This window comes from Geodermatophilus sp. Leaf369 (assembly GCF_001424455.1).
GTDB lineage: Bacteria > Actinomycetota > Actinomycetes > Mycobacteriales > Geodermatophilaceae > Klenkia.
In genome coordinates, this window is the sequence record NZ_LMQA01000001.1 from 639,739 (window position 1) to 652,614 (window position 12,876).

Here is a 12,876-nt window from a genome sequence, read left to right on the forward strand (position 1 = left end):
TCAGCTCTCCTGCTCGGACGCCGCCGGTGGGGTCACCACGGCCAGCGTCTCGTCCAACCGGACCTGCTGGCCGGTCGTCACCGCGAGCTCGGTGACCGTGCCGTCGATCGGCGCGGTCAACACGTGCTCCATCTTCATCGCCTCGACGACCAGCAGCGGGGTCCCCGCCGTCACCTCGTCGCCGACACTCACGCGCACGACGGTGACCGTCCCGGGCATCGGTGCGGTCACCGCCCCGTCGCCGCCGGCCGCCGCACCCGCCGGGGCCAGCCGCCCGACCTCGCGGAAGGGCAGCGCGTACCCCTCCACACCCAGCCACACCGTGCCGCCGTCCCGGGCGGTGGCGTACCGGGTGGTGACGTCGTCCAGGGCGACCGCGAGCCGGCCGTCCTCCCGCCAGACCCGGGCCCGCTGCGGGGCGCCGTCGCCGACCCGGACCTCGGCGGCGGCCGCCCGCCCCCGGGTGCGGACGACGACCGGCTCGCCGCCGGGCACTGTCAGCGTGCGCGGGGTCCAGGCGTGCTCGCCGACCCGCCACCCGCCGGGCACCGTCCACGGGTCCACGACGGCACCGGTGGGCTCGGACTCCAGCAGCAGCGCGAGCGCGGCGGCCGCGAACGCGGTCGGCGGCGGGTCGTCGGTGCGGGTCAGTGCCGCACCCCGGCGCTCGATCAGCCCGGTGTCCAGGTCGCCGGCGACGACGTCGGGGTCGGCCAGCAGGGCGCGGAGGAAGACGGTGTTGGTGGTCAGCCCGAGCACCACGGTGCGGCCGAGTGCCGCGACCAGCCGGGCCCGGGCGGTCTCCCGGGTGGGGCCCCAGGCGATCACCTTGGCCAGCATGGGGTCGTAGTCGGTGCCGACCACGCCGCCCTCGACCAGCGAGCTGTCCACCCGCACGCCCTCGCCGGTGGGCTCGGTCAGGGCGAGCACCGTGCCGGTCTGCGGCAGGAAGCCCCGGGAGGGGTCCTCGGCGTAGAGCCGGGCCTCGACGGCGTGCCCGTCCAACGAGACGTCGGCCTGCTCGAAGGGCAGCTGCTCCCCCGCCGCGACCCGCACCTGCAGCTCGACCAGGTCCAGCCCGGTGACCAGCTCGGTGACCGGGTGCTCGACCTGCAGCCGGGTGTTCATCTCCAGGAAGAAGAAGTCCCGCGGGTTGTCGGCGTCGACGATGAACTCCACCGTGCCGGCGCCGGTGTAGCCGACCGCGGCCGCGGCGTCGACGGCGGCCTTGCCCATCGCCGCGCGCATCCGCGGGGTCAGCAGCGGGGAGGGCGCCTCCTCGACCACCTTCTGGTGCCGGCGCTGCAGGGAGCACTCCCGCTCCCCGAGGTGGACGACGCTGCCGTGCGTGTCGCCCATGACCTGCACCTCGACGTGCCGGCTGTTGCCCACGTACCGCTCGACCAGCAGCGTGTCGTCGCCGAAGGAGCCGCGGGCCTCCCGCCGGGCGCCGGCGATCTGCTCGGGCAGCTCCTCGGCCGACCGGACCACGCGCATGCCCTTGCCGCCGCCGCCGGCCGAGGGCTTGAGGAGCACCGGGAAGCCGGCCGCGACGGCGGCGGCGGCCACCGCGTCGTCGTCCATGCCGGGCTCGCTGGACCCGGGGACGACGGGGACGCCGGCGGCCTGCACCGTCGCCTTCGCCCGGATCTTGTCGCCCATGGCCTCGATCGCGGTGACCGGCGGGCCGATGAAGGTGATCCCGGCGGCCTCCAGGGCGCGGGCGAACTCGACGTTCTCCGACAGGAACCCGTAGCCGGGGTGCACGGCCTGGGCGCCGGTGCGTCGACAGGCCTCGAGCACCCGCTCGATCGACAGGTAGCTCTGCGCGGCCGGGGCCGGGCCGATGGGCACGGCGACGTCGGCGACCCGGGTGTGCAGCGCCCCGGCGTCGGCCTCGCTGTAGACGGCGACGGAACGGATGCCCATGGACCGCAGGGTCCGGATCACCCGGACGGCGATCTCCCCGCGGTTGGCGACGAGCACGGTCTGGAACATCACGCGTCTCCCGACTCGGGGCCGGACGACGCGGGCAGTGCGGGCTCAGGCCGCCTTGCGGAGGATCGCGTCGGCCTTGCCCACCTTGACCAGCTGGCGCTTCTTGACCGTGTAGCCCGCGGGGAGCGTGCCCTCGGCGAGCATCCGCAGCGGACAGCGGCCGCAGCGCGGCTTGTCGACACAGCACTTCTTCTTCGGCATGCGCTGCTTGGCCTTGGAGGACACACGGTGAGGTTAGCCATGCCTACCTCCGGCGTCCAGGGGCTGTCGGCGGGGCCCGGTACCGTCGTCGCGACGTCCGCCGCACCGACAGAGGAGCCCCCGTGGCAGCCGAGGCCTTCATCGCCCAGCTCAACCAGCAGATCGGCCACGAGTTCGCCGCGCACCAGCAGTACGTGGCCTGCGCCGTCTACTACGACCAGCAGACGATGCAGCAGACCGCGCAGCTCTTCTTCGACCAGGCCGCCGAGGAGCGCAGCCACGCGATGATGATGGTGCGCTACCTGCTCGACGCCGACGCCGAGGTGCGCATCCCGGCGCTGCCGGCCCCGATCAACGACTTCTCCGACGTGGTCGCGCCGATCGCGCTGGCCCTGGAGCAGGAGAAGCGGGTCACCCAGCAGATCAACGAGCTGACCCGGATCGCCCGCGAGCAGTTCGACTTCGCCTCCGACCAGTTCATGCAGTGGTTCATCAAGGAGCAGGTCGAGGAGGTCAGCAAGATGAGCGACCTGCTGGCCGTGGCCAAGCGGAGCGCGCACGACGTCGAGCAGATCGAGGACTACGTGCAGCGCGAGGCCGCCGCCGGCGAGGGCGTCGACCCGACCGCCCCGCGCGCCGCGGGCGTCTGACTCACATCCGGAAGACGCCATAACCCACCTCCTCGAGGGGGGCGTGGGAGACCGCCGACAACGCCAGGCCCAGCACGGTCCGGGTGTCGGCGGGGTCGATCACGCCGTCGTCCCAGAGCCGGGCGGTGGCGTGGTACGGGTGGCCCTGCGCCTCGTACTGCTCCCGGACCGGGGCCTTGAAGGCCTCCTCGTCCTCGGCCGACCACTGCTCCCCGCGGGACTCCAGGCCGTCGCGGCGGACGGTGGCCAGCACGCTGGCGGCCTGCTCACCGCCCATCACCGAGATCCGGGCGTTGGGCCAGGTCCAGAGGAAGCGCGGGGAGTAGGCCCGGCCGCACATCGAGTAGTTGCCGGCGCCGAACGAGCCACCGATCACCACGGTCAGCTTGGGCACCCGGGCGCAGGCGACGGCGGTGACCATCTTGGCGCCGTGCTTGGCGATGCCGCCGGCCTCGTAGTCCCGGCCGACCATGAAGCCGCTGATGTTCTGCAGGAACAGCAGCGGCACCTTCCGCTTGTCGCACAGCTCGATGAAGTGCGCGCCCTTGACCGCGGACTCCCCGAACAGGATGCCGTTGTTGGCCACGATGCCCACCGGGTGGCCGTGGACGCGGGCGAACCCGGTGACCAGGGTCTGCCCGTAGAGCGCCTTGAACTCGTGGAACCGGCTGCCGTCGACGAGCCGGGCGATGACCTCGCGGACGTCGTAGGGCGTCTTGCTGTCCGGGGGGACGACGTCGTAGAGCGACTCCGCCGCGTAGGCCGGCTCCTCGACGGGCTCGACGTCCCACGGCGGTGGTTCGACCGGACCGAGGGTGCCCACGATCTGCCGGACGATCTGCAGGGCGTGCGCGTCGTCGTCGGCCAGGTGGTCGGTGACCCCGCTGACCCGGCTGTGCAGGTCTCCCCCGCCCAGGTCCTCGGCGGTGACCACCTCGCCGGTCGCGGCCTTCACCAGCGGCGGGCCGCCCAGGAAGATCGTGCCCTGGTCGCGGACGATGACCGCCTCGTCGCTCATCGCAGGCACGTAGGCACCGCCGGCGGTGCACGAGCCCATCACCGAGGCGATCTGCGGGATCCCGCGGCGCGACATCTGGGCCTGGTTGTAGAAGATCCGGCCGAAGTGCTCGCGGTCGGGGAAGACCTCGTCCTGCAGCGGCAGGAACGCCCCGCCGGAGTCCACCAGGTAGACGCACGGCAGCTGGTTCTGCAGCGCGATCTCCTGCGCCCGCAGGTGCTTCTTCACCGTCATCGGGTAGTATGTGCCGCCCTTGACGGTGGCGTCGTTGGCCACCACGACCACCTCGCGACCGGACACCCGGCCGACCCCGGTGACGATCCCGGCCCCGGGGGCGGCACCGTCGTAGAGGCCGTGTGCGGCCAGCGGCGAGAGCTCCAGGAACGGGCTGCCGGGGTCGAGCAGGGCGTCCACCCGGTCGCGGGGCAGCAGCTTGCCGCGGGCCACGTGCTTGGCGCGGGCGCGCTCACCTCCCCCCTCGGCGACCCGGGCGAGGGCCTCGGCGAGGTCGTCGGCCAGGGCCCGGTGCGCCGCCGCGTTGCGGGCGGGGGCCTCGGGGTCGGCGGGCGGGGCGCTGGCGAGCACCGGTGCATCCACGTCGGCGATGTTAACCGCCGTTCACGCCCGTGACCACCCCCGGGGTGAACAGCGGTTAACCTGTGCGCATGGCCGAGCAGGACAGTGCGCTGCACCTGGACGCCGGGCGTCCCTCCCGCCGGGAGCAGATCCTGCGCGCCGCCGCCCAGCTGTTCGCCGAGCGGGGTTCGCGCAGCGTCGGGGTGGACGACGTCGGCGCCGCCGTCGGCGTGACCGGTCCCGCCATCTACCGGCACTTCGCCAGCAAGGACGCGATGCTGGCCGAGATGCTGGTGCGGATCAGCGAGCGGCTGCAGGCCGGTGGGGCCACCGTCGTCGCCGGGGCCGGGGACGACCCCGAGGCCCAGCTGGACGCGCTGATCGCCTTCCACGTCGACTTCGCCCTGGACAACCCGGCGCTGATCACCGTGCAGGACCGTGACCTCGGCGCCCTCGAGCAGTCCGACGCGGCGAAGGTCCGCCGGCTGCAGCGCCGCTACGTCGAGGAGTGGGTCGCCGTCCTCGGCCGGCGCGACCCGGCCGCCGCCACCGCCGACTGCCGGGCGCGGGCGCACGCGGTGTTCGGGTTGATCAACTCCACCCCGCACAGCGCGGGCCGGTTGTCCCGGCCGGCCATGGCGGCCCTGCTGACCGCGATGGCCCGGGCCGCCGCGACCGTCTGAGCCTCAGGTCGCCTGGGCGTCCAGCTCGAGACCCCCGAGGGCGAGGCCGTCCAGGCCCTCCGGGGTGCCCGCGGCAGCGGGGTCGGTCCACGAGCTCTCCACGATGGTGGCGACGTCGTCGGTCACCGCGCTCTCGTACGCCGCACCGGAGAGCCCGTCCGGGCCGCCGGCGTAGCGCACGCCCTCGCGCAGCAGGTCGCTGATGTTGCCCGTGCCCGAGGTGTCGGTGAGGGCCAGCAGGGCCTGGGCGCGGGACGGGTCGGGCATGGTCACCCGCGCGACCGAGACGACGGCGGACTGCCCGTCGGCCTCGGCCGACCACAGCGACCGCACCAGGCCCGCGCAGTCGGAGGTGCCGAAGAACCCGGCGGCCGCACCGTAGGAGTGGTCGGCGCAGGAGTCGTCGTAGGCGAAGGCCTGCAGCGTGTAGGTCGTGTCCCCCACCTGCTGGGTGCTGCCCACCGGCAGCCCCTCGGGGGTGGGCGGCGCGGTCGAGGTGGGGGCCACGGAGGTGGTCTGCGCGGCCGGGTCGGTGCCGCCGTCGCCGTCGTCGCCGCCCTGAGTGAGCAGGAAGCCCCCCACCCCGAGCACGACGACCAGGGCGAGCGCGGCGAGCACGACGAGCAGGCCGCGCCGGCGGCCGGGGACGGACTCCTCGTCCAGGGCGACCGGCGGGGACCACGGGGGCGGGGACTCCGACCCGTGCGCGGCGGTCGGCCGGGGCGGGGTGGCCACCGGGGGGCCACCGGGGAACAGCCCGCCGATGCCACCGCTCTCGTCCCGGGCCGGGCGCTGCTCCGGGGCGACGGGGCGGATCTGCTGGGTCTCCTGGACCGGCGGTGCCTCGTCCCGGTCGGCGAGGGCGACGGTGTCCCGGGTGGGCCGGCGCAGCTGTTCGGGCAGCGGGTCCTGGGCCGAGGCGAGCGGGACCCCGGCCCGTGCGGCGGACTCCCGGCTCTCCTGGTCGGCCACCGCGGCGGCGGCGAGCGCGGCCGCGGCAGCCGGGTCGACGAGGGGGCCGTCCGGGCTGCCGACCGGCGCACCCGAGGACCCGGGCCCGGTGGCCGGCAGGTCGGTCGGGCGGTGGTCGGTCGGGCCGGCGGTGTGCGGCGAGGCCGTCGGGGCAGCCGTCCGGACGGCGGGCTGGGCCAGCGTGGCCGGGGCGAGCAGCTCCCGGCGGCGCAGCACGTAGGGCGAGTACGGGAAGCCCTCGCCGTTGAGCTCCTCGACCGAGGGGCTGCGTCCGCCGACCCCGAGGGCCTCCAGCGCGGCCCGCACGTCGGCCGTCGTCCACAGCCGGGGGTTGTCGGTGCCGGCGTACCGGCTGGCCCGCGCGATGCCCAGCAGCAGGGAGCGCGGGTCCAGCAGCGCGACCTGGTCGCCCTCGCCGAGGTCGCCGTCGGCCGGCAGCAGCCCGTGCAGGTCGCCGGACAGCACCGTCAGGCGGGCGATCCGGCCGGGCTCCAGGCCCACCTTGCGCAGTCGGACGGCGGCCTCCATGCCGGCCCGCATGAGGCCGTCGAGGGTGGTCGAACCGCCCCCGGCCAGCCGCAGCACGTCGCCGGGGCCGGCACCGGGCCCGATCGTCCAGGCGCCCTCGGGCAGCGCGGTGACCACGCCGGACTGGCGGACCACCTCCACCACCCGGATGACGGCCAGGCCCTCGGGGACGAACACCACGGCGTCGGAGACCCGGCGGTTCATCGCGCCGTCGGTCAGCGGCAGCGAGGCCACCACGGCACCGCGCACGGCACCGCCGGTGTCCCAGCCGGTCAGCTCCCGGAAGAAGGAGAGCTCGGCCTGGGTCTCCAGACCCGAGGGGGTCAGGGTGAGCACCGGGCCTCCTCGTCACGCACGTCGGGGGTGGCCCCTGGCGGGCTGGCGGGGAGCCACGTCGACCGGCTCGCAGCACCGGTCGGCAGAGCGGCACGGCGGCCGCGGTCGACCCCGACGGTACGACACGGGCTCCCCCGTGCCGGGCACTCAGCCCCGGGACGCGCCGCCCGTCACCGTCACACGGGCCGGCTCCGGCGGGGTGCCGACCGGTCGCCGCCACCGCGCCCAGGCCCGGCTGCCCGCGGTCCGGTCGACCGCCGTCCAGAGGACCGCGAAGCCCAGGCAGACCACCGGCGCGACCGACCACTCCCAGGGCGGGACGACCGCCCAGAACTCCTGCAGGAAGGCGGCGAGGAACACCGCCGCGGCCACCGGGACACCGGCGATCCAGCCGGGCACCCGCCAGGTCACCGCGCAGTCGACCAGCACCGCGCCCACCAGCAGCATCACGGGCAGGACCGAGGGCGGGAAGCCGGTGGCGACGAGCAGCCCCCAGACCACGGCGCGGTAGCCCAGGTAGGCCGCGGTCAGCAGCGTCGCCGTCGAGCGCCACCGGACCACCCGGCGGGCGACGACGAGGGTCAGCAGGCCGACGCAGACCAGCCAGGCCGGGTGCACCCACGGCGGCACCGGGAGCATGAAGTCCGCCGGGGAGGAGCCCTGCCCGGCGGCGAAGTCCAGCAGCTGGGGCTCGGCGGTGGTGTTCCCGGCCCGGTAGGCGGCCAGGGAGAGCACGCCGTACTCCTGGTGCTGGTTGGGGAACAGCACGTTCTCCAACGCGAAGAACCACAGGCCCAGGCCCACCCACAGCCGGGCGCGACCGGGCGCGGCGTACAGCCACCACCCCCGGGCGGCGCCGGCGAGCATCACCGCCGTCCCCAGGTAGAGCAGCACGTGGCTGGGGCTCCAGCTGGTGATGTCCAGGCCGTTGACCCGGTGGTTGACGATGTCGATCGGGACGGCGAGCAGGAAGACCGCGGTGCCGGCCTGCATCCAGCGCAGCGCCCGCCGGTCCACGCCCCGTCCGCTGTAGCTGTGCACCACGACCAGGCCGACCACCAGCACGGTGCCCGCGGAGTTGAGCAGGTGCGGCGGGGCGAGGTCGTCGCGCAGCCACCGGAAGTGCCAGGAGACGTCCCAGCTCGAGCCGAGCATCTTCAGCGCGAAGGCGAGCAGCCAGCCGCCGTACAGCCAGCGCAGCTCGGTCTGGCTGGTGGCCCGCCCCGGGGCGCCGGGGGTCATCGCGTAGGCCCACAGCCAACGCACCGCGCGGACCGGGTGGCGGAGAACGGCGCGGGGCGAGGCCGGTGCGGGCGTCACCGTCGTCTGGGTCGTGCGGGTGTCGGCGGACACGGGCAGCTCCTCGGCCGGTGGCGAGCCCGGAGCGTATCGGCGCGGGGGGCCTCCGGTGCGTACTGTCGCCGGTCGTGGCGGACAGCGGAACACGGAACCTGGTCTGGATCGACTGCGAGATGACCGGGCTGGACATCGGCTCCGACGCGCTCATCGAGGTGGCGGTCGTGGTCACCGACTCCGACCTGAACGTCCTCGACGACGGCCTGGACGTGATCATCCACGCCGACGACGACGCCCTGGCCGGCATGGGCGGGGTCGTCACCAAGATGCACGCGACCTCCGGGCTGACCGAAGCCGTCCGCGCCTCGACGGTGACGATGGCCGAGGCCGAGCAGCTGGTGCTGGCCTACGTGAAGCGCTTCGTGCCCGACCGGCGCACCGCCCCGCTCTGCGGCAACTCGATCGGCACCGACCGCGGCTTCCTGGCCCGGGACATGCCCGAGCTGGACGACCACCTGCACTACCGGATGATCGACGTCTCCTCGATCAAGGAGCTGGCCCGCCGCTGGTTCCCCCGGGTGTACTTCAGCCAGCCGCCCAAGGGCCTGGCGCACCGGGCGCTGGCCGACATCCTGGAGTCCATCCGCGAGCTGGCCTACTACCGCGAGGTCGCCTTCGTGCCGGCGCCGGGCCCGACCAGCGAGCAGGCCCAGGCCGGGTCGGCCCTGGTGATCGACCGCTACGCCCAGCTGCTGGCCGACGGACAGGCCCCCGCGCCGCAGGGCTGAGTGCTCCGGTACCCTTCACGAGGCCCGTTCGCGGGCCGCACGGTGGGTGTAGCTCAGCTGGTAGAGCGCCAGGTTGTGATCCTGGATGTCGCGGGTTCAAGTCCCGTCACTCACCCCACGCACGAGAGGCCGTGACCCGGTTCGGGTCACGGCCTCTCGTCGTTCCGCGGCTGGTGCGGGTCAGCTCAGCGCGCTGCCGGCCACCCACTGGTCCCACGGGATGGCCCAGTCGTAGATGTCGCCGTCCACCGGGCTCAGGGTCGGGCCGATGGAGTTGACCACCTCGACGACGTCGCCGGGCTGGCTGAAGTCGTAGAACCACTGCGCGCGGTCGGTGGACAGGTTGATGCAGCCGTGCGAGACGTTGCTGGAGCCCTGCTGGCCCACCGACCACGGGGCGGCGTGCACGAATTCGCCGTTGTTGGAGATGCGCGTGGCGTACTGCACGTCGGTGCGGTAGCCGCCGGCGGCGTCCACGGCCAGGCCGAAGGTCGAGGAGTCCATCGTGATGTCCTCGTACTTCTCCAGCACGACGTGCGCGCCGTTGCGGGTCGGGTTCTCCGAGCTGCCCGCGCTCATCGGGTAGGTCTGCACGACCTGGTCGCTGTCGTAGACGGTGAGGGTGTGCGAGCCGGCGTCGGCGACCGAGACGTGCTTCTCGCCGACGGTGAAGGTGACCGTGCGGTCCTTCTCGCCCCAGATGCCGTCGCCGGTGTCCACGCCGTACAGGTCGGCGTCCAGCGTCACCGTGGTGTTCGCCGGCCAGTAGGTGGAGGGGCGGAAGTGCACCTCGCTGCTGCTCACCCAGTTCCACCGGCCGTCGGTCGGGGTCGAGCTGGTGACCAGCAGGTGGCTCTCCACGGCGGCCTGGTCGGTGACCGGCTGGTCGAAGAACACCCGGATCGGCATGCCGACGCCGACGGTGGTGCCGTCCAGCGGGCCGATCGACGGGGTGGTGACCGAGGCCGGGGTGACGGTGGAGAACGTCGTCGAGGCGTCGGTCTCCGCGTCGTCGGCGTTGGTCGCGGTCGCGTCGACGGTGTAGGTCGTGCCGTAGGCGAGCGGGTCGGTCGGCGTCCACACCGAGGTGGTGGCGCCCGGGGCTGCCGTCGTCGGCGCTGCGGGGTCGGCCGGGGCCTCCGCGACGGCGCCGGGGACGACGGTGCCGGCGGCGTCGGTCACGGTGACCTCGCCGATCGCCCCGTCGGTCACCGCGAGCTGCACCGGCGTGGTCGGGGAGACGTCGGCGGTGCCGTCGGTCGGTGAGACCGCCAGCTGCGCGGCCGGTGCCTCGCTCGTGGGTGCGCTGCTCCCGTCGGCCTGCCCCGAGGACGACGAGCCCCCGGTGCACCCGGCCAGCAGCACCAGCCCCCCGGCCACCGCCACCGCGGCCCACCGCTGTCGTGCACGCACCCCTGCCCCCAGCCGACGCCGGTCGGGCACCCGGGGCGTTCCCGGTACCGACCACACGCCGCTCACCAGTGTCCACGCCGATGCTGACAAGTCACTGTCACCGCGTGTCCGACCCCACGGTGCCGTGACCCCTGGGGCCGGTGTAGTGTCTTCGGAGTTGCTGCACCACCGCGACGCCGCGCCATTAGCTCAATTGGCAGAGCAGCTGACTCTTAATCAGCGGGTTCGGGGTTCAAGTCCCTGATGGCGCACCCACCCCAGTCCGGCCCCGCCTCGGCGGGGCCGTTCTGCGTTCGGGGCAGGCCGACGGAGGAGACCGGATGAGCACCGCAGCAGCAGGCCCCACCGAGGGACAGCGCCGCGCCGAGGAGCACCTCGCACTGGCCGCGGCCGGGGACACCGAGGGCGCCCAGCGGGTGCTCGACGAGGCCGTCGACCTGCCGGCGATGACCTACCTGGGAGCTGCGTTCACCGCGGTCTCCCGCGGTGGCGCCCGCGAGCTCTCCCCCGCCCAGCGGGCCCAGGCCACCGGCCGGCACATGCGGATCAGCGCGCTGCGCGACAGCGCCCGCCGCGACCCGGAGGCGCTGCGCACCTGGCTGGCCGCCTCGGCCGCGGAGGCGGTGTTCGTCCGGCAGATGCAGGCGAACACGGCCGCCCGGGCCGCCGGGACCGCCTGACGCGGCTCAGCCCGGCCGGGTGACCCGCACGGCCAACGGCAGGACGAGCACCAGCAGCGCGGCGAGGACGGCGTAGGCGAGGTCCAGCCCGACCGCCGCGGCGACGACCCCCACGACGAGGGCGCCCACCCCGGTGCCGGCGTCGAACGAGGCGTTCCAGACCGCGCTGGCCGTCGTCGTCCCCCGCTCCCCGGCCCGGGCCATCGCGACGACCAGCGAGGTGTTCTGCACCCCGCCGTAGGAGAGCCCGAACACCGTCGCGCCGAGGAGCACCAGCGCGTCGACGTCCAGACCGAGGGCCAGCACCACCAGGCCGGCCACACCGACCAGCAGCGACGCCGGGAGCAGCACCCGGGTGCCGACCCGGTCGGCCAGCACTCCCCCGCCCCAGCGGGACAGCGCGCCGGTGATGCCGAACAGCAGCAGCGCGAGCGTGGCGATGAGCCCGTCCGGGCGGGCGATCGGCAGGAACGTGACCAGCCCGGCGCCGGCGAGGGTGACCACGAGGAGCACCAGCGCCGGTGGCGCAGCGGCCCGTGCGGCCGGGCCGGTGGGGTCACCCGAGGGGGCGGTGACCGCGGCCGGGACCGCGCGCACCAGCGCGGGGACGGCGAGAAGGCCGAGCACGGGCAGGGTGGCCAGCGCGACGACGACGGGCAGGTGCCCGGACAGGACGAGCGCCACCCCACCGGGCACCGCGGCCAGGGTGGGCAGCCCGAGGGCGAGGCCGTACAGGCCGAGGGACTCCCCGCGGCGGGCCACCGGCACCGCCCTCGCCGCGATCGTGGCGCCGAGCACGGTGATCACCCCGAAGCCGGTGCCGCGCACCCCGGAGACGACCGACAGCCAGACCAGGCCGTCGCCGAGCAGGTACAGCGGCGCGGGAGCGCCCAGGGAGAGCAGTCCGCCGGCCAGCACCGGGCCGAGGCCGAAGCGGGCGACCAGCCGGGGCACGACGAGCTGGGTGAGCACCGTCGCGGCGAGGAAGACGGTGGTGACCAGCCCGGCGCCACCGACCCCCGCGCCGGCCTGGACGGCGTAGGAGGGCAGGGCGGAGAGGGTGACGGCGTAGCTGGTGAAGCCGAGCACGGAGGCAGCCAGCAGGGCGCGGACGGCGGGCAGACGCCACACCGGGCCCGTCTGCTGCTCTGCTCCCCCGTCCATCGGCGTCGTCGAGCATGCCGCAGACTCAGGAGATGCCCGACGCCGCCCTCCCGCCGTCCACCTCCGTCGTCGTGATGGGGGTGTCGGGGACCGGGAAGTCGACGGTCGGTGAGCAGATCGCCCAGCGGCTGGGCTGGGAGTTCGTCGAGGGCGACGACCTGCACCCCGAGGCCAACGTCGAGAAGATGCGCTCGGGCACCCCGCTGACCGACGAGGACCGCTGGCCGTGGCTGCGCGCCGTGGCCGCCGCCATCGGCGAGCACGAGGCGGCCGGCACGAACATGGTCATCACCTGCTCGGCGCTCAAGCACGAGTACCGCGACCTGCTGCGCGAGGGCCACGACTCGGTCTGGTTCGCCCACGTGGACACCCGCGAGGAGGTCCTCGTCGAGCGGCTGCGCAAGCGGACGGGCCACTACATGCCCGGTTCCCTGCTGGAGAGCCAGCTGGCCACCCTCGAGCCGCTCACCGCCGACGAGCCCGGCCACCGCTACGACGGCGAGGGCTCCATCGAGGAGACCGTCCAGACCCTCCTCCGCGAGCTCGCCGAGGAGCGCGGCGTCACCGCCTGAC

At 74.5% G+C, this 12,876-nt stretch carries 12 protein-coding genes and 2 tRNA genes; 7 read left to right on the forward strand and 7 right to left on the reverse strand.

Annotated features, from left to right (window positions below; translation table 11 throughout):
* Together ASG36_RS03110 and ASG36_RS03115 are read right to left on the reverse strand one after the other, a co-directional pair.
* Positions 1–1,998 carry an acetyl/propionyl/methylcrotonyl-CoA carboxylase subunit alpha gene (locus ASG36_RS03110; RefSeq protein ID WP_055762290.1) on the reverse strand — a complete coding sequence of 666 codons (1,998 nt, stop codon included), beginning with the start codon at positions 1,996–1,998 and terminating at the stop codon, positions 1–3.
* A 45-nt stretch (positions 1,999–2,043) separates the two neighbouring features.
* Positions 2,044–2,223 carry a hypothetical protein gene (locus ASG36_RS03115; protein ID WP_055759317.1) on the reverse strand — a complete coding sequence of 60 codons (180 nt, stop codon included), beginning with the start codon at positions 2,221–2,223 and terminating at the stop codon, positions 2,044–2,046.
* A 98-nt stretch (positions 2,224–2,321) separates the two neighbouring features.
* Here ASG36_RS03115 and ASG36_RS03120 point away from each other — a divergent pair, with 98 nt between their 5' ends.
* Entirely contained in the window at positions 2,322–2,849 is a 528-nt protein-coding gene (locus tag ASG36_RS03120; RefSeq protein WP_055759320.1) for a ferritin, read from the forward strand.
* 1 nt (position 2,850) lies between these two features.
* Here the strand turns inward: ASG36_RS03120 and ASG36_RS03125 are convergent, their stop codons facing one another.
* Complete coding sequence (locus tag ASG36_RS03125; protein WP_055759322.1) at positions 2,851–4,464, reverse strand: carboxyl transferase domain-containing protein; 1,614 nt, start codon at positions 4,462–4,464, stop codon at positions 2,851–2,853.
* Between the two features lie 68 nt (positions 4,465–4,532).
* On the opposite strand from ASG36_RS03125, the gene ASG36_RS03130 reads away from it, so the two are divergent.
* On the forward strand, positions 4,533–5,126 hold the full coding sequence (locus ASG36_RS03130) for a TetR/AcrR family transcriptional regulator (RefSeq protein WP_055759325.1): 594 nt from the start codon (positions 4,533–4,535) through the stop codon (positions 5,124–5,126).
* Between the two features lie 3 nt (positions 5,127–5,129).
* Here ASG36_RS03130 and ASG36_RS03135 read toward each other — a convergent pair whose 3' ends face one another.
* Positions 5,130–6,962, reverse strand: a complete 1,833-nt coding sequence (locus tag ASG36_RS03135; protein WP_055759328.1) for a hypothetical protein — start codon at positions 6,960–6,962, stop codon at positions 5,130–5,132.
* 147 nt (positions 6,963–7,109) lie between these two features.
* The gene (locus ASG36_RS03140) at positions 7,110–8,315 is read right to left on the reverse strand and encodes a hypothetical protein (protein WP_157498528.1); all 1,206 of its coding nucleotides are present in this window, start codon (positions 8,313–8,315) and stop codon (positions 7,110–7,112) included.
* Between the two features lie 74 nt (positions 8,316–8,389).
* On the opposite strand from ASG36_RS03140, the gene orn reads away from it, so the two are divergent.
* Together orn and ASG36_RS03150 are read left to right on the forward strand one after the other, a co-directional pair.
* Positions 8,390–9,046 (forward strand): oligoribonuclease, encoded by a 657-nt coding sequence (orn, locus tag ASG36_RS03145; protein ID WP_082522746.1) that lies wholly within the window; start codon positions 8,390–8,392, stop codon positions 9,044–9,046.
* A 42-nt stretch (positions 9,047–9,088) separates the two neighbouring features.
* Positions 9,089–9,164, forward strand: a tRNA-His gene (locus ASG36_RS03150).
* Positions 9,165–9,226: 62 nt separating this feature from the next.
* On the opposite strand, the gene ASG36_RS03155 is transcribed toward ASG36_RS03150, so the two are convergent.
* Entirely contained in the window at positions 9,227–10,459 is a 1,233-nt protein-coding gene (locus tag ASG36_RS03155) for an Ig-like domain-containing protein (RefSeq protein ID WP_235494522.1), read from the reverse strand.
* A gap of 178 nt (positions 10,460–10,637) precedes the next feature.
* Between ASG36_RS03155 and ASG36_RS03160 the strand changes: the two genes are divergently transcribed.
* A tRNA-Lys gene (locus tag ASG36_RS03160) sits at positions 10,638–10,710 on the forward strand.
* A gap of 69 nt (positions 10,711–10,779) precedes the next feature.
* A complete protein-coding gene (locus ASG36_RS03165) occupies positions 10,780–11,139 on the forward strand; it encodes a hypothetical protein (protein WP_055759339.1) in 360 nt (119 codons plus the stop codon).
* A gap of 6 nt (positions 11,140–11,145) precedes the next feature.
* On the opposite strand, the gene ASG36_RS03170 is transcribed toward ASG36_RS03165, so the two are convergent.
* Positions 11,146–12,303, reverse strand: a complete 1,158-nt coding sequence (locus ASG36_RS03170; RefSeq protein WP_055759342.1) for an MFS transporter — start codon at positions 12,301–12,303, stop codon at positions 11,146–11,148.
* 32 nt (positions 12,304–12,335) lie between these two features.
* On the opposite strand from ASG36_RS03170, the gene ASG36_RS03175 reads away from it, so the two are divergent.
* Entirely contained in the window at positions 12,336–12,875 is a 540-nt protein-coding gene (locus ASG36_RS03175; protein WP_055759344.1) for a gluconokinase, read from the forward strand.
* Position 12,876 lies beyond the last annotated feature (1 nt).